Here is a 16939-nt window from a genome sequence, read left to right on the forward strand (position 1 = left end):
TAGTCGTAAAACTGGTCATAAGACTATCCTCTATTTTAAGAGAGTCTTCGTGTCCTGAGATTCAAGGGGCTATTCCAGACAAGCCGCGGGAGAATTTCCGCCGCGAATGGCACACCGCTATGACTCATCTTGAACAAATAGGTGAGTCTCTTGAAAAATATCGACCGGCTTGGATAACGGTTGACGTTCCTGCCGGATGGCAGGTAGACCAATTTCTACACGCCTATTACTACAACCACGTAGGAGAGGCTAATAGAAAGCCTTATGAAGACTATTTTCGTCGCAACTATCGTGATCCTAAAAGCGCGGTCGAAACAGCAATGCGGTGGTGGAAAAATACGTCTGCAGCACCTTCGAAAGAAGACGATACGCTTTATGTAAATGCTCCGTACATTCGAGAGCAGCTCAGCCGCGAAAAAATTGCGTATTTGAATGACGAAACGTTGACCGGAGTATGCTCCCGCACCCATGCGACGCGAGATCATGTGATCAAGATGAGCCTAGCTACGCTGGGTCGTCCGGATGCAAAAAGCATGACACGTGATGAACGCATGCCCTTGTATGCCAAATGGTTGCTTAAGCAAAAAAATAAGAAGGGGTGGGGAATATCTGAGCTATTGAATCACGTGCTCTACGGTGGAAAGGAGGAAGATACATGGGAGCGTCTTTATCAGGGAGCTCGTGATAAAGAATATCAATTGCCCCATTACGGTTTGAATACCTTAGCCGAGCTAGTTGGATGGGCCCGGCCAGAGGTTGCTCCTCCACGTAACGGTCGGACTAGCAAAGCTTTACGTGCTCTGGGATACGACGTCGAAGTTTATTGAGGAGCCTGCCAAATGCCGATCAAAATATTTATCGATACCGAATTCACGGATTTCATAGACTGCCATCTAATTAGTCTTGGGATGGCCGCCGAATCAGGTGAAGTGTTCTATGCAGAAGTCCCCTATCCTGACGAAGCGTGTAGTGCATTTGTGCGCGAGGCAGTAATTCCTCTCCTGGGAAAAATCCCCCATGCGCAATGCGCACGCGAAGACCTGGCGGATAACGTACTCAGATGGATGGATTTGATAAAGGGTGATGACGACGATGTCGAAATTTGCTTTGATTATCAGACTGATTGGGACCTGTTTATTGATGCGTTAGATTACCGAGTGCCGCAGTGGTGTATGTCCCGACTAGTGGCATCAGACATAGATGACGCACTGGTATATGCATTTCATAGGACGAACGGATTGCCGCCTCACCATGCGCTGTATGATGCTCAAGCCAATCTGTACGCCTTCAACGGACGGCAAGGGGCTACTGACACAGCAAGCGCAGTTCGGGTTACAGCCAGGGAGCCGTAGTTAGAGGTTGATTGGCATAGATAGATCAAGAGCGCTCACGAAATGCATACCGAGTTGCCTGCGCGTCATAAAGAGCATGGTGTTCGGGCAGATTTTTCTTCTTGTGGAAAGCGTAACGAAGAAGTTCATTGATGTTACGAGCGGATATCAAACGTGGTTTGCACCATGTAGGAATGGGGAACCCCAGCGAGTTTGAAAATAAATTCCAATCAGTTTCAAAGTCAAAGCAAATTTCTATATCCTGGTCTCGCCGAATCTTTTCTAACCAAGCAAGAATATTTCCGCCCAATTGAGCAGGTGCGTATTGGGAATCTGGAATACGACCCAGAAGCGGAATGACCATGTCACGGACGAATACGCTGCACTTATCAGAAGGATATGGAACCTCTGCATAGAATTGTTCACCAGAGGTACTGGCCATTCCGATGCTGATCATATGCGGGTCGATGAAGTCCGTAAATTCCGTGTCTAAAAATACCTTCAGGGCCATATGCTCTCCTTGCACCGGTAATCCCATTCTAAGGTAAAAATTGACGCGCCTAGAAGGGATGTGCGCTATATGATGCCCAAGCTAATCTATACGCCTTTAACGGAGGGTGACAGGGGCACGTTATTTATGTATCGGTACATACCGAATATCACCGTGCATCTGCTACTCCTGACTAATACCACGGCCATCTGCCGCGATGGCATCAAGTGTCGCGGTAACGCTGGAGAGTAAATCTGGGTGGTGCCGTTGAAGATGCCGACGAATATTCTCGTTGCGAAGAAGACGATTGATAAATCCTTTAGCAACGACAAGGGAAAGCATTGTGTCTCCAATAGTATCTTCTACAGCTAGGCTGTCATGTTGTAGCCGTTCCATCTCGGCTTCCATTCGAGTAATGTCCTCGGGTGAAATGTCCCTTCCTACCTGGCTTTTCGCTCTTTCTATTAACGCTTCTGGCCGCGTTGTAACAAGTATCATGTCCGCATAACTTTTCGCGAACTTATTCGCAGCAATCATCATTTCTGCAGCTTCAATTTGTCGTATGGGCTTCATTTTTCTGAGTACCCTGAAAACCTCAGGTGAGACTTGCCTATCTCTAAGAAGTCTGGCAGCCTCTGGTGCAATTCCATCGAGCAAATGCGCTTTCTCCCGTACTTTTTTGACGTCTATAGCCAAAACCTTTGCGATTCTTTCCTCGGAGGCTCCCTTCGCTAGCGCTGCGCGAATCATCCGGTATTCCTGAACTGAGGCAATCCGATTTATTTGCTTATTGTAGGTAAAGCTCTCGTCATCCAGCGCAACCATGCAGCGAACGGTACTTTGACCAAGTGACTTCACCGCCTCCAGCCTGAGTCTTCCATCTAAAAGATCGAAATGTTCTGGTTGTCCTTGGGATGGATGCACCGCCAGTGGTTCGATGATGCCAAGCTCTTTCACCGAACTCAAAATGCTTCTAAATTTCGGCGTCACAAGCACTTGCTTCTTAAGTGGTACCAACACGCGAATTTTGTTAATTTCCAAATCTAAGATGTCACGGTCAAAGCAGTGTCTGATATGGCTCATGGCAGCAGATCTCCTGGTAGACGCCTAGCAATGACTTCTGGAATGTCGTTTACCTGTTCAGCACGAAGAAGAGTTCGGAAGTGTTCGTCAGATAAAAAATGTCGTATTGCTGAAATGATGAGTAGAAGGCGTTCTTCTTGAACACGAGCCTTTTGAATATTCAGCTGCTGCCGGCGCACTTCGGTCTTATATATCCGGAGCAACTTCTGCGGTGTTGGACTATCTTGGTCTCTCTTGCGCTTGGGATACGCCGATTTTCCTAGTGCTTCTCGCTTGCTGATTATTTTTCTAACGAGAAGAAGTTCGTCACCCTTTAGTGTGCCGTCTTCATATGCATCCATCAGCGCTTTCTGCACCCCGTCGCTAGACGCACGTGAAATTTCAACGGCAAGCCAGACCGGTACTTGAGACTTTTCAACTGCGCGCAGAAGCCTTTGTTCGCCGTTATCGAGGAGATGGAGAATACTGCGAACATAGCTTGTCTCCAGATTTGTTTTGATGGCAATCTGCTCTAGACTGTATCCTTTTTGTCGTAGCACCAGAATGCCGCTGAGCAGTTCTTCGGTAGTGTGCCTTCGCCTAGCGATATTTTCGGTGAGCGATATTAGGAAGCGATCTATTTCAGGTGCGGCCACGATGCAGCAAGGTATCTCGGTCTCCCCAAGGTGTTTCAATGCCTCAAATCTGCCCTGCCCGCACAGGACCTCGTACCAATCACCAGTTACGTCTTTTCCCCCGATAGCGACCGTAACAGGGCGTTTTAATCCTAGTACAGAAATGTTCTCAACAAGTCGAGAAAAAATGAGTGGATTTCTGCTGCGCGGATTCAAAATCCGAATACGGTCGGCGGGGATAAGCGAAATTTGTTTGGACGCGTCTAGATGTTCCGGATGAAGCTCTTGAGGATTTTCCATATTTCCCTCTTAAAGTGCTATTCGGCGCGCTAAATAGGTAAGCATGGACAGGTCATCATAGCGGTACGCGTCGAACCCATTTTCATTCGTCTCCCCGAGCCGGAGCTTTTGAGAAAAGACGTCTATATGGGGAAGGAGATAATAGTCGCGGATCGCGCATGCGTCCTCGCTCATCCGGACTGCAATAGTGATTTCAGCTCGTACTAAATTGTCGAATCGCAAGATCCATCTGTTGACGCCGTTAGTCAGTCTGCGGCAACGACATAGCACAAGGGCTGCACTAAACTCCCTGTTGATCCACAGTAGATCGGATTTCTGGTCCTGTTCTGCCGTTGCTCCAACCGCATGTATCGCGGTAATCGCCGCGGAGACGATTTTTGGATGAGCTTCCCGGAGCTTTTTGTTGATTTCAAGATAGCGATAGTCCCGTCCAGGATCGTAACCAATAAGTGTATATGTTCTAATGAGGCTGCCGAAGCGGCTGGCGAACGCGCTGCTAGACGGGCAGCCATTAGATTCGTCAATGATTATTCCTGAGAGCCGTCCATGTTGATGCAATAATCGTTTCAGCGCATCCAGCATTTCATCGTCAGTAAGCCGATAAGAGCGGGCCAAAATGATTTGACGTGCTGCATTGAAAATGAGGCGGTCTACAAGAGGAGAAAAAGCTCCCTCAGCGCGGGCCCAAGCAGCTGGCGGGTTGTGAACACGCTCCAACTTAAGTTTGAACGATGTACGGTTCCAGACGTTATCTCCTACATACTTCTCATTAATCAAAATTTGATGAACCGTACCACGTGTCCATGACGTCCGGCGATCTGTCAGCTTACCCTGATCGTTAAGCCTGGCAGCAATTTCAGCCTCACTCAAACCGTCTTCGACAAATGCGCTGTAAATCCATCGAACCGTTTCCGTCTCGTCTTCCGGTCCTGGTACTAAGATTACTCTGTCTGTTTGAATGGATTTATGTTCGCCAGCCTGCAGTATTCCTTTGTGGTTCCCAGTATGATCAACCAGCATTCTTCGTAGGCCGTATCCAGCAGCGCCGCCTTGACGAACTCCAAGCTGAATCAGCCGTAGCTGACCTGCATGAACCTTTACACTTAATTCGCGGCTGTACTCCCCAGCCATTGTCCGTTTGACATTCTTGATGATGCTAGAAACCGCGCTACCGTCATTTTCAAATTGTTCTGCACAGTAAAGAACTCGAACACCCGCTTGCTTGCAACGAATCTCGTAGCTAGCACTCTCATCGGGATCCTGAAAACGCCCCCATCTGCTGACGTCGTAGACTAAAATAACTCCGAATTCAGCGACTCCAGACTCTACGTCAATCAAAAGTGACTTCAACTGGTCACGACCTTCTAGTCGTAATCCACTCTTGCCCGCATCCGTGTAGACCTTAGTAATTTCCAGGTTTCGTGACAGAGCGAACGCTGTTATTACCTCGAGCTGATTTTCGGTCGAATATTGCTGGTGCTCAGTGGACATACGTACATACGCAGCAGCACGCTGCTGAGTAGCTTTGTCCTGGGTGCGATTTGCGGGTCTGTTTGAAGACATCGCCTTCACCTCATCTAATGCATCTGCGCTACGACCTAACCTCCTATGTCTGGGATCAATATACTTTCGCTGAGGTGAAATATGTTGCGAGAAGCACGCAAAAAATTGCGGAATCAAGCTCCCAAAAATTTAACATCTCATGAATATGCGATAGCGATTGAGGTCGCGCTCAAGCAAGAGATTGGAACATCTCGGCACGCTGTGAAGACGCTGTGTAAGCTTACGAACGCAAGCGAGAGGACTGTGCAAAACTGGTTGGCCGGCGTCAGGGGGCCGAGTGCTGTGCATCTGATTTTGCTAGCGCAAAATTTTTCTTCCGTCCGATCTACGTTCATGTTTCTCTCCGGGCAAGAAAGCCAGTATGCCGTTGTATCGGAAATAATCGTTGACCTGTTATTTGAGGCCATTGCACTACTGACACAGCGTTAGGAGTTTAGCGAACCGAATTGAGCGGTCGGCGTTGATGCATACGCGAACAGAGGGAAATGAAGAAATAATCGATAATGGTCAGCAAATAGCGGTGACTGTGCTTGAGGAGTATCCCCAATTTCATTATCTGTGACGCATATTCATTTTTTTTCACTTAATCTGATTCTTTGCAGCTCCGGCGCATATTCACGATTGTGAAAAAAGCCTTTGAAATCAGTGCCCTGGATTTTCACTTACTGTGACTCCCTACAAAACAAACCCATAAACTGAGAAATTTATGGGTTTGTCCTGTTAATAGCTCGAATTTATGGGCTATTAGCAAACTCTTGTCGATACCTCTTGCAAATTGGCTCCAGACAGGAAGCAGTGGCTCCAGTATTCGAGGGGTAGCTAACTGCCCTGTCAGAGCAACAAGTTCATGCTTGGGAGAAGACCCTAACTGACTTCGTTGTGACGGTAGTTATCCATCCTGTGGTCTTCGAGTTTTTGTTGTCCAGAGGCGCTCCGTTTAATCTCGAGAGACTTCTCATCCATCGCCTCAAAAAACTCCGTGTCGTTCGGATAATGGACTGCGAGTACGTCCCAAATCATTTTGTCGCGAACAGCATGGCGGTCCTCACCAAAATGCGCACGGCGATGGTCATCGGCACAGATTGCCACCACGTTGCGAACGTCGTCCGGTCCTCCGCAGTTCAACGGGATGACGTGATGCGCTTCAAGATAGAATCCACCGCTTGCAGTTTTGAAGCCCTCCTGGCCACAAAACTCGCAACAACCATTAGCTGCCCGTTGCTTCACAGCTTTTACAACTTCTGAGTCACGCTCAAAAATCTCTGTGCCTGAACCTTTCACTTTGTTGGGTGGTGTTGGTGCAGCTGTCTGCTTTTGCTGTGGCTGTTCTTCGTTGTAGGGGTCAAAGTTATCTGGTTGCGGTTTGCCCCGAATGACGCGGATGTTGCCATCCGCCTCCTTATGATGCGGATACCAGAGGACTGAGTCGAGCTCCCTTTGTTTTGCTTGGCTGGTTTCGCGAAGCCCAACTGTTTTGCGTGTGCCGTCGAGAATGGCAACATTAACAGGCGCTTTGGTGTAGTAGGCCGTTTGGATTAGCGAAGATACTGCGCTCGCACGGTTCAGTTGCGCCTGCGTGGCTGTAGCTCGGTTTTCCTCCCCCCAGGTGGACGCTCTGTCGACAAAATAAATGACGCCGTTCTCTTCTTGCATTTGGTCATGCCAGATATTGACCAGATAGGGGCCGCTGGGATTACTGAAACACCAGTCATACTTCGTCGTCATTGCGATGCCGAGGTGGTTGACGACGTCCCGGACGCGCTGTCTCGTTGTTGGTGTTAGGTCTTGCACGGTCGACATGGTTGGAAGGAGATAGGTACAAACGCAGATTTATATATTACATTTCACAACGGTCGCTCTTGAACCAACAGCTACCGTTCAATTCTAGCGTTCTAGCCGAATTTTTCATTAGTTGAAGTATTCCGTAATCAGGTCTTTGACCCTGATGTCTTGTTTTCCCTTCCCGCATCAATAAGTACGATGTCCTCCCTGTCTTGGAGCTTCAAGTCACGGAGAATGCCCATGACCTTCTCCAGCTCACTAACGGAAAAATACAAAATCACCTTGATGGCGCGGTCAGTCTGACTGGCCTTGGCGTAGACTTCGACTTGTTTCTCAAGGTTACGCCGTAGGCTTGAATTGCTCGCCAGTTTAAACTCGACCAGGCTGGCGTTCCGCTTTCCTTTCGAGACCTTGTAATCCACTGGCCCGCGACCATTATTGACTTCGGCATTTACATCAAACGCCGTTGCATACCAAGTCAGACGGAACATGGTGTGAAGGTCGCTCTCGCGCTTGACGGGTGCGCCGTCTACGTAAAAGACCCGATATCCGTCGTTGTCTTCGATGACGTGTTTCAGATATTTCACTCGTTCCAGGGCTTCCTCGTATGAGTTGCCTCTCTCATAGAACTCGGTACCAGCAAGATGATTCAGTACCAATTCGCGGATGTTCTCTACGAACTGTGTATGTGTTTCCTGAACCTTCTTGTTGCTGATGGTATGCGCCTCGCCAGCATGGTCCTCTTTCCACTTGATGTAGTGGTCAATCAACTCGGTAAATTTCTCAATGGTGCGTAACGCGGCAGCCTTGCGTTCTTCCGTCGTCGACCGTTCATTGATTTGTCGAAGGAAATGGTCGTTAACTTGGGCACGGAGGTGTTCGTCGGGTAATGACTGTCGAAGCTGGAGGAACTGATTGAGCATGTCGCTTTGGTTAATCCAAGCCTCATCGCGGGTCAGAATCTCGCACGGCGTGAGGATGACGTAGTCGCCGGCATGCCATGGCAACGTGAAGTGTCCGGACTGCCAGCGCCGCGTCTCATAGTTGAAGCTGACTCGCTCGATATGGACTCGCTTCGTTCGGTTCGGTTGCAGATGTGCTTTGGCAAAGTCCTCGGTGTACTTGAGCAAGTGACCTTTGATGAGGTTCGTGGTGAAGTCGCTCAGGTGGTCTCGGCCCACACCACCGCTTAGCAAGCCGAGCTTTTCCAGATGCGAATCCCTTGTGAGCGTCTCTTCACCAAAGTCCCGGAATACCCGTTGAAAGTTTCGGGCAAGCGCCTGGGCAAAATGCTTGCCAAGACCAGTGCCGCTATTTCCCTGTCGGCTGAACCCAAGCCAGTTTTGCTTGACCTCACGGAAGAAGAGCCACTGAGATATTGCGCCCTCGGTTAGTTCGTCGGCCTGAGCTCTGTCCCGCACGAAGACCAGGTACCTGATGATGTTGTCGTGTAAGGCGCGAAATTCGGGCCGCTCGCTGTCGTAGAGGAGAAATGGGTCAACAAATAGCGGTAGGTCGTTCACCAGTGCGATGTTGAAGGCGCCATATGAATCGACAATTTCTGGTTCGATTCCGAACACATCCGAGAAATAAATCACTTGTGATACCTCCCTTTCACGTCTCCCCCTAGACGAAATACGGCAGCATTTTTCCTGCTGCGCATGTGCGGTTATCCGCCGGCAATCCACTCGACGTCCTTATCGTCACCTCCGCGCCAATCAGTCCACTCACCATACGCTGAATTCTTCCTAAATCTCTCGCCTTGATGGTCTCCGTTGGGGCGGCAGCACTCAGCCATTAACTGACAGCATCTGGGCAGGCCTCAAAGCCAAGGGTATCAACTACTACACAATCCCGCGTTCTGCTTCCGGTGACGCCATACCGAGCTAGGCAGCAGCCTTTTTCTTCGTCGTAAAATGCGACTCCCCGCAAAGGCACGTGAGCGATTCCGCCTCACCAAAGTCAGGTGTGATGTACAGCGTCGAATTGCATGTTCGGCACACGAACATTTCCTCAAGCGCCCGGAACGCCTTCACCACATGCTCAAAATCATCCTTATGCATGTTTGCCCACTCGTTATAGTGGACCAATGCATTGAGCTGCCACTGCTCTGCCTGGCTAGCTTGCGTTGCCAAGTTGAATGACTCCTCTCGAGCCGCGATTGCAGCCGTCTTCTGGGATTGCCCCCAAGATTCAGTAGCCACTCGTCCCGCCTTCAGAAGCTTCTTCATCTTGGCAATTGCATTAGGAAGCAGCGCTCCTAAGGTGAATTGCATGTCACCCCGAAATTCAACACTAGCTCGAAGTGACTGGCACAGTTCCTTCGATAAATATTCAAGATAATTTCTCAACAGGGCTGCGGCCGCCCTTACATCATTCTTAGCCAACAACTCGTCAAGTTCTTGCCACACATCCTTTCCGTGCCATTCGGTAGGCCCAGCGTCAACGTTCCAAGTTCGGAAGTGAGCGAACTGCTTTCCATCTACAAGGCCTGCGGAGCGCATGTGCTTCAGCCAAACTTCATCATGAGTTGTGAGCACAAATTGGGTATTAGGGAATTCGCTCTTGAGCATGCGACTTACCTCCCGTCGGTGCCCAGAATCCACAGACATTAATACATCGTCTAACACGGCAAAGATGAATGTATCTCCTGCCAAGTGGCTCATCAACGCTAGATAGAGGCATAGACCCATACCGTCTTGGTGACCTTCGCTGTGATAAGCACCTGGTGGAAAAAAGCCGCGTCCATAAAAATCCACGTCAAAGCCCAGCTTACCCATCGATGGCTTCAGCAACGCCTTGAAGTTATCCTCGTCATCATGATTTACCAACCGATATAGCCGGCTAAACGATTCCTCAACGTCTTTGTAAATCTTATCCAGCGCTGCCGTCGTTGATTCCCCGAACGTATCTAAAACGGTCTTAGCAGTTTCGGCAGCGCTCGTAGCCTTCTTCAAGCGTAGAGATGCATCACGAAAGGTAACCAATCGTTCTTGCCCCACACTCAAGAAGTCACGGGCAGCATCTTGCTGAGAGGGCTCTGGCAGCGCTGCCACTGCCGCTTCAATTTTAGTGAGTTCGTCACCAACTTCAGCAGGTGCGACGGAAATTTCAGCAAGAACAGTCAGCGTCTCCTCCAACGGCAAGAGATTCGCCAGCGTTTGAATTTTCGCGTCAATGCTGGACACGAAACTCTTCAGCTCTGGACACTCTACGGGCGGCAGTAACTGCAGACCATACTTCGCCGCGTTAAGTAATGAACGCTTAAGCTCTCCAAGACCTGTAATTAGTGGCTGTATCTCATTCGCTGCATCGCTCTTCTTCTTAGTTGCCTCTGCGTATTTATTCAGTTTCTCCCTGAGATGCCTTCGGAAATGTTCAGGGGTCCAAGGCGTGTCGCAAACAGGGCATACTTGCTCGTCATAGGTCTTCAGCGCGGCCTGAATCAGCTGAGATTTGGATGCTTCTCTCAGGAACTCTACATCTGACGTCAGTTGCGCCACTTTTATCGAGACCGCTGCAATCGATGCCTTGTGCTCCTCGCCGACCAGATTTTTGAGCGCCAATCGTGTCGTCTCCAAGTCTGCCTTGGCCACGTCTTTCGCGACCTTAGAAGCTTGAACTGGTGCAGCTGTCCTCGAAACCAGACCGTCCTTAATGGATGTATTCGCTTCCAGCTCCGCAATTGGTGGAAGACCAAGGACCGCACGCTTGGCGTTTGCCGCCTCGAGGATGCTTGCCGCAGACAGCTTGGGGACAGCTAGAGCCGAAGTTAAGGCGACGCCGGCGTGCTCCCGCGCATCCTTCTGATTGGTAAGGTCCCGCGAGCATGCATTGGATATCTTCTGCAACAGAGTACGAGTTGCCTCAATCTCATCAAGTCGGAGAAGCTCTTGCACTTCCTGTGAACGCTTACCGGGCTCAGCTAGGACATATCGAATCAGCTCGCGCCGGGACAGCTTGAATTCGGGGTGAAGCGAAACCTTATTCAGTACCGCACGGATTTCCGGGTTATCTGGAACGAATTTGGGCGTCTTCGCGGCCTTTACCGTGCGAACGATAGTGACGTCCTGCTTCAGCGACGGGATATGAACGACAAGTGAAACTTGAGCATTTTCCGGCTTGTTTCTGCTGTCGACGTGCGGCCCATGCTCTTTAACGGTCAATCCACCGGTGCCGGCACCAGATAGGCGCGAAATATTTCCGGTTAGCGCAAACTCAATCGCGTCCACGATGCCGCTTTTGCCAGTGCCATTCGGACCGCAAATAGCGAAGTTTTTTTCATTCAGGTTCAGCGTAAGCTCGCGCACACCGCGGAACTCACGGATGGAGATTTGTTTGGCCCGAATCACAGGATGTCCTCCCCAAACATGGCCAGCCGTAACGTGATATCCGTCGGCTTGGCGCCAGAGAGTAGTGCCTCTTCTAGTTTTTTTGCGATGTCAGCATAACCTTCCTTCTTGGCTAGGTCGTCAATGAATCCGCCGATAATGTTGTGCGCAATGCTGCCGTTACCCCGCACCATTGGCTCTTCCCCGTTTTCAGTGGCTTGTGCATCTGAACTCATGCGCTTCTTCCCCTAAAGAGATGCTGCAATTGAGCGGCGACCTTGCGTCACCTCGTAATCCTGACACCCCGACAGGAATTGTAAATTTACTATGTTTCATAAACTATTGTCTTGATTCAGGATGGGCATCAATGAAATTGAAAATAGGCAACATTTCGGCGACTTTATCGCCGCGTGAAAACACAATAAGGGGAAGAAATTGGCGAAACGTTTGATGGCGGCTTTCGCTGCTAGCGCGACGTTGCAGTCTTCAAAGCCAAGGCCGACTGCGCTTTCATCTTGCACATGGTCGATACCATGAAGCCAGGCACCGGCCGCATGGTCGTGGAGGTGCCACACGGCGTACTCTTTCGCGGTGCGGCCGAGGGCCAGATCCGTCAGAAGCTGATCGAAGAGAACCTGCTCGACGCGGTCATCGGTCTGCCGGAGAAGCTGTTCTATGGCACTGGCATTCCCGCCGCCGTTCTGGTTCTGCGCAAGAAAAAGAGCGATGACAAGATGCTCTTCATCGACGCCAGCCGCGATTATCAGGACGGTAAGAACGAGAACGTATTGCGCCCGCAAGACCTCGACCGCATCGAACAAACCGTGCGCGCAAGGCAGAGCGTCGAGAAGTACGCCTACCTGGCCAGCCCCGCCGAAATGGCCGAGAACGAATTCAACCTCAACATCCCCCGCTACGTGAACACCTTCGAGGAGGCCGAGGCCATTGACCTGAAGGCAGTTCGGGAAGAGCGCCTCAAGCTCAAAGCCGAGCTGGCGGTGCTGGAGAAAAAAATGGCCGGCTACTTGAAGGAGCTGGGCTATGAGTGAGGCGACGCCCCGTGCCGAACTGGGGATGGAAGTGTCTGGCTAACCAAACTGGAACTCGCAACACTCTTTCAGACAACCAAACAGAACATCAGTCTGCATGTGCGGAATGTGCTGACTAAAGGAGAGTTGCAGATCAAGGCAGTTGTCAAGGAAGACTTGACAACTGCCGCAGACGGAAAGCGCTACCGCACACAGCTCTACAACCTCGATATGATCCTGGCCATCGGTTACCGGGTGAAGTCGCCACGCGGCACCCAGTTCCGGCAGTGGGCCACCACCCACCTCAAGCAATATCTGATCAAGGGCTTCGTCATGGATGACGAGCGGCTGAAGGGTGGCGACCGCTGGGATTACTTCGGCGAATTGCTAGAACGCATCCGCGACATACGCTTGTCGGAAAAGCGCTTCTATCTCTCTCGCCCGACGCGGCGCGTGTCGATCCACTTCACCTCGGAAGGGGCAGTCCAGGTGGATGCGCCTGAAGGGGCGTCTCTGCCAGAGGTCAAGCAAGCCATGCGGAGTCAGTGGGGCAGTTGCTCTCCCAAAGGCGAAATCCTGCTCAATCCACATTTGGTGAAGGCACCCAGGCCATGCATCGAGTATGTGCTTGCTCATGAGTTGTGCCACCTGAGGGAGCACAACCACAGCGACCGCTTTTACAGGCTTCTGAGCCGAGTCTTGCAAGATTGGGAGGCCCGCAAGGCGGAACTCGACGGATTGGCCGAACTGTTGCTCAACCGGTGATGCGCTCTCCTTGATGCAAGAGGCGGCGCAGATTCGGACGCACTTCGACCTTGCTTCCCTTTACAGCAGCAAAGAAGATGAATTTGCTTCCTGTTGATGAAGCAAAATCTCGGATGGCGCCGGTCGGTGAATATCCACCTGAAACGCAAAATCCCAGCTCCCCCCCCCCCCCCTCACACAAAACCTCACTCCCCCACCCCAACACCCCTTTACACCAACGATTTCCCCCCCATTCCCCACAGCTGTCCCATCCCGCCACACCCCACCCCCTCCCCCCCCCCCAAAATCCTCCACATCCCCTGATGCTTGCATACCATCCAATCTCAATTCGATCACACCGCCCTGTATGAGTAACATCAAGACGAGCGCCCGAACAGTTGCCGCAGTCTTGCTCGTCCTGATGATGGGTCCGTTCTGCGCCAATGTTGCCCGCGCCCAATCCCCTGCCAGCCCCGACCCCGCCCATCACGTCATCGAGATCAAGCTGGCCGATCTCAACGATGACAACCCCCTCATCGATTATCGCAAGGCCATTCTGGAGCTGGCGCTGCGTGCTGCCGGCCGGCGCTTCACCATCACCAATTGTCGGGTCGCCGATGTCGTTACCTCCGACCAGCGCTTCGTCCAGCTGATCCGGGCCGGCCAGTACTGCAACCTGATGACCACCTCCGCCGGCAGTTCCATGACCCGCGGGCTGGAAGGCATTCCCTTTCCGATCTACCTCGGCGGCGGTGGCTACCGCGTGCTGATGGCCAATGCCGCCAGCCTGCAGCGCGCCCGGGATATCCGTACCCTCGACGATCTGCGCAGGTTCCGCATCGGCTCCGGTATCGGCTGGACCGACACCCACATCATGCAGGCCAATGGCCTGGACGTTGTGCAGGGCAACTATCTCAATCTCTTCGAGATGCTCAAGGCCAGGCGCTTCGACTTCTATAACCGCTCGGTCTTCGAAGCGGGCGGCGAGCTGGAGACCTATGACCGCGACCACCAGCTGGCCATCGTGCCGGACCTGGTGCTGTACTACCCGGTGGACCTGTTCTTCTACACCACGCCGGGGCGCGACGATATCCGCGACGCCCTGCTGGAAGGCCTGCGCAAGATCCACCGCAGCGGCGAGCTTGGCCGAGCTGATCCGCCAGCATCGCTCCACGCGCCAGGCGCGGCAGTTGCTGAAGTCGACCCATCCACGCGTCATCGTCCTCAACAATGATCGCCTCACGCCCCTGGAGCGCAAGGCCATCGAGACCTATCGCCTGGACTGGTTCAAATAAGAGGGGCTTCGCCCTCGTCACGTTCTCTGCAAGACCATGAATAAGAAACTCAATAGCCTCGGCGTCTATATCGTCATTGCCATGCTGGTGGCGCTGTGCCTGCCGGTGGTGCTGGCGCTGACCGTGCTCAACGGCGTGCGCGAAAAGCAGATCGGTATCGAGATGCAGGCACTGATCAACGAAAAGGCGCAGACCATGCAGCACAGCTTGGTGCTGCCGGTGTGGAGCCTGGACAAGTCCGACATCAATGCCGTGCTGCAAGGGGCAATGCTCGATCCGCAGGTGGTGTCGGCCGAGATCACCGATCCCGATGAAAAGATCATCGCCCGCGTGGAAGACGGCCAGCGCCGCCTGGGCAATATCATCTCGCGCAGCGTGCCTTTGGTGATGCAGCAGAACCATCAAAACGTGAGCCTGGGCAGCCTGCAGCTGATCGTGTCGGACTACCAGCTGCAACGCAAGCTGGCCGCTGACAAGAGCTTCCACACCCTGGTACTGCTGGCGCAGGCGGTGGCCTCGCTGATCATCATCGGGCTGCTGGTCTATCGTCGCATCCTCCGGCCCATCGGCATGTTGACCGCAGCGACCGAGCGCATTGAGCGCGGCAGCTTCGATGAACGCATCGCCATCCCGCAGCAGGATGAAATCGGTCAGCTGGCGCGCCATATGGAATCGATGCAAAGCAGCCTGAAGGCGCTCTTCGATGAACAGGCGGCCATTCTCGGCAACATCCCTGCGGGGGTGCTGTTCGTGCGCGACGGCAGCATCGTCTTCGTCAACGAGGCCGCCCAGGTCCTGCTCGGCAGTGCGGACAGGAATCTCGTCGGCCAGCCTGCCGAAGAGGTGTTCGTCGAACCGGCCCAGCAGGCGGCCTACGTGGCGCAGGCGGTGGCCCGTTCCAGTGGGGCGGCCGGCGAGATCGTACTGTTGCGCCGGGGTGATGGCGGCAGCTTCCCGGCGGAATTGCATACCTCGCTGATCGATCCGGCGCGGCCGGCGGACCAGATCTGGGTGGTCATCGATGTCAGTGCACGGCTGGATGCGGAGAACCGTATCGACCGCCTGGCCTTCTATGACCCGGTCACCCAGCTGCCCAACAAAACGCTCTTCATGGACCGCCTGCGACGCGGTCTGGCGCGACGTCGCAGCAACGGTACGGCCGGGGCGGTCTTTGTGATGGAGATCAGTCGGGCCGATCTCTCCTATGGCGGCGCCAGTTCGGAGGAGATCGAGCAGTTGCTGGTCGAATGTGCGCGCCGCTTCTCCGGGTGTGTCACGCCCGAGCAGACCGTGGCACGCCTGGAGGGCGCGAAGTTCGCGCTGGGCAGCGAGATCCGGACCCAGGACCTGGCCGAATGCCTCCGCTTCTGCGAGGCGCTGGCCCATCGCATCATCGCCACCTTCACCGATCCCCATGCCCTCGCCGCTGCGCGCTTCCCTTGCGCGGTCAACCTGGGTATCAATATCGTCCATGACGATCACCACGGCGCGGCCGAACTGCTGATGCAGGCCGAGCTGGCGATGGTGCAGTCGCGCCTGGCCGGCCGCAATACCTTCCGCTTCTTCGATCCCGCGATGCAGGCGCTGGCCAACCAGCGCAGCCTGCTGGAAGCCGAACTGCGCCAGGCGGTCGCGCAGCGCCAGTTCATCGTGTATTACCAGCCGCAGGTGACCTATGAGGGTGAAGTGGTGGGGGCTGAGGCCTTGCTGCGCTGGAAGCATCCGGAGAAGGGCATCGTCGCGCCGGGCGGCTTTATCTCGGTGGCCGAAGACATGGGCCTGATGGAGCAGATCGGTCAGCAGGCATTGCATGCCATCTGTGCCGATCTGCAGGCCTGGCAGCGCCGGGGGCTGGCGCATGAGCTGGTGGTGGCGGTGAATGTGTCGGCGCAGGAATTCAAGGTGGACAATTTCGTGGGCCGCTTCCGCGAGATCATTGGCAAGTATCGCCTCCACAGCCATGCACTGAAGGTGGAGCTGACCGAAAGCATGATGGTGGACCAGGTCGAAGACGTGATCGCCAAGATGCAGATGCTGAGGTCCAGCGATATCTCGATCTCGCTGGATGATTTCGGGACTGGTTACTCGTCGTTGGCGTACCTCGGGCGCTTCCCCATCGACCAGATCAAGATCGACCAGAGCTTCGTGCGCGAGATGGAGAAGGATGCGGCCATGGCCAGCATCGTGCGCAGCATCATCATGCTGGGCCAGAGCCTGAACCTGTCCATCATCGCCGAAGGGGTGGAGACGCAGCAGCAGCGCGACCTGCTGCATGCGCAAGGCTGTTCGCTGTACCAGGGCTACTGGTACGGCAAGCCCATGCCGGGCGAGCAATTCGTCGAACTGCTGACGACGCCGGATCGTTTCCGCTGATCCGC

At 53.1% G+C, this 16939-nt stretch carries 12 protein-coding genes and 2 pseudogenes; 6 read left to right on the forward strand and 8 right to left on the reverse strand.

All coding sequences use genetic code 11. The features are described 5' to 3' along the window. Positions 1-827 (forward strand): annotated as a pseudogene (locus BTM36_RS29000) (hypothetical protein); the annotation flags it as partial. A gap of 12 nt (positions 828-839) precedes the next feature. Then, positions 840-1352, forward strand: a complete 513-nt coding sequence (locus BTM36_RS12145) for a hypothetical protein (protein ID WP_077236477.1) — start codon at positions 840-842, stop codon at positions 1350-1352. A gap of 25 nt (positions 1353-1377) precedes the next feature. On the opposite strand, the gene BTM36_RS12150 is transcribed toward BTM36_RS12145, so the two are convergent. From BTM36_RS12150 to BTM36_RS27795, 8 genes are all read right to left on the reverse strand, one after another. After that, positions 1378-1842 (reverse strand): hypothetical protein, encoded by a 465-nt coding sequence (locus BTM36_RS12150; RefSeq protein WP_077236478.1) that lies wholly within the window; start codon positions 1840-1842, stop codon positions 1378-1380. Positions 1843-2004: 162 nt separating this feature from the next. Further along, complete coding sequence (locus tag BTM36_RS12155; protein ID WP_077236479.1) at positions 2005-2904, reverse strand: plasmid partitioning protein RepB C-terminal domain-containing protein; 900 nt, start codon at positions 2902-2904, stop codon at positions 2005-2007. Then, on the reverse strand, positions 2901-3818 hold the full coding sequence (locus BTM36_RS12160) for a ParB/RepB/Spo0J family partition protein (protein WP_077236480.1): 918 nt from the start codon (positions 3816-3818) through the stop codon (positions 2901-2903). Before BTM36_RS12160 ends, BTM36_RS12155 begins: the two co-directional genes overlap by 4 nt. Before the next feature lie 9 nt (positions 3819-3827). Beyond that, positions 3828-5381: a recombinase family protein gene (locus BTM36_RS12165; protein ID WP_077236481.1), complete on the reverse strand. Its 1554-nt coding sequence runs from the start codon at positions 5379-5381 to the stop codon at positions 3828-3830. A gap of 864 nt (positions 5382-6245) precedes the next feature. Then, the gene (locus BTM36_RS12175) at positions 6246-7106 is read right to left on the reverse strand and encodes an HNH endonuclease signature motif containing protein (protein WP_168189783.1); all 861 of its coding nucleotides are present in this window, start codon (positions 7104-7106) and stop codon (positions 6246-6248) included. Between the two features lie 203 nt (positions 7107-7309). Further along, positions 7310-8761: a hypothetical protein gene (locus BTM36_RS12180; RefSeq protein ID WP_077236484.1), complete on the reverse strand. Its 1452-nt coding sequence runs from the start codon at positions 8759-8761 to the stop codon at positions 7310-7312. 288 nt (positions 8762-9049) lie between these two features. After that, positions 9050-11515 (reverse strand): AAA family ATPase, encoded by a 2466-nt coding sequence (locus BTM36_RS12185; protein WP_077236485.1) that lies wholly within the window; start codon positions 11513-11515, stop codon positions 9050-9052. Further along, positions 11512-11730, reverse strand: a complete 219-nt coding sequence (locus BTM36_RS27795) for a hypothetical protein (protein WP_139347138.1) — start codon at positions 11728-11730, stop codon at positions 11512-11514. The genes BTM36_RS12185 and BTM36_RS27795 overlap by 4 nt, the downstream gene beginning before the upstream one ends. A 264-nt stretch (positions 11731-11994) precedes the next feature. Between BTM36_RS27795 and BTM36_RS12190 the strand changes: the two are divergent. From BTM36_RS12190 to BTM36_RS12205, 4 genes and pseudogenes are all read left to right on the forward strand, one after another. Further along, a pseudogene (locus BTM36_RS12190) lies at positions 11995-12543 on the forward strand (N-6 DNA methylase); the annotation flags it as partial. A 126-nt stretch (positions 12544-12669) separates the two neighbouring features. Continuing rightward, the gene (gene rhuM / locus BTM36_RS29005; RefSeq protein WP_254426989.1) at positions 12670-13287 is read left to right on the forward strand and encodes a RhuM family protein; all 618 of its coding nucleotides are present in this window, start codon (positions 12670-12672) and stop codon (positions 13285-13287) included. 400 nt (positions 13288-13687) lie between these two features. Then, positions 13688-14500: a hypothetical protein gene (locus BTM36_RS12200; protein WP_254426990.1), complete on the forward strand. Its 813-nt coding sequence runs from the start codon at positions 13688-13690 to the stop codon at positions 14498-14500. 97 nt (positions 14501-14597) lie between these two features. Further along, complete coding sequence (locus BTM36_RS12205; RefSeq protein ID WP_077236487.1) at positions 14598-16934, forward strand: bifunctional diguanylate cyclase/phosphodiesterase; 2337 nt, start codon at positions 14598-14600, stop codon at positions 16932-16934. Positions 16935-16939: the final 5 nt, after the last annotated feature.

Source organism: Herbaspirillum sp. VT-16-41 (assembly GCF_001994935.1).
GTDB classification, from domain to species: Bacteria; Pseudomonadota; Gammaproteobacteria; order Burkholderiales; family Burkholderiaceae_D; genus Herbaspirillum; species Herbaspirillum frisingense.

What these genes read in the sequence shown, in the direction of transcription:
- BTM36_RS12165 (WP_077236481.1), bottom strand. Translation starts at nt 5,381, where the DNA reads ATGTCTTCAAACAGACCCGCAAATCGCACCCAGGACAAAGCTACTCAG.
- BTM36_RS12200 (WP_254426990.1), top strand. Translation starts at nt 13,688, where the DNA reads ATGATGGGTCCGTTCTGCGCCAATGTTGCCCGCGCCCAATCCCCTGCC.
- BTM36_RS12160 (WP_077236480.1), bottom strand. Translation starts at nt 3,818, where the DNA reads ATGGAAAATCCTCAAGAGCTTCATCCGGAACATCTAGACGCGTCCAAA.
- BTM36_RS27795 (WP_139347138.1), bottom strand. Translation starts at nt 11,730, where the DNA reads ATGAGTTCAGATGCACAAGCCACTGAAAACGGGGAAGAGCCAATGGTG.
- BTM36_RS12205 (WP_077236487.1), top strand. Translation starts at nt 14,598, where the DNA reads ATGAATAAGAAACTCAATAGCCTCGGCGTCTATATCGTCATTGCCATG.
- BTM36_RS12145 (WP_077236477.1), top strand. Translation starts at nt 840, where the DNA reads ATGCCGATCAAAATATTTATCGATACCGAATTCACGGATTTCATAGAC.
- BTM36_RS12175 (WP_168189783.1), bottom strand. Translation starts at nt 7,106, where the DNA reads ATGACGACGAAGTATGACTGGTGTTTCAGTAATCCCAGCGGCCCCTAT.
- BTM36_RS12155 (WP_077236479.1), bottom strand. Translation starts at nt 2,904, where the DNA reads ATGAGCCATATCAGACACTGCTTTGACCGTGACATCTTAGATTTGGAA.
- BTM36_RS12150 (WP_077236478.1), bottom strand. Translation starts at nt 1,842, where the DNA reads ATGGCCCTGAAGGTATTTTTAGACACGGAATTTACGGACTTCATCGAC.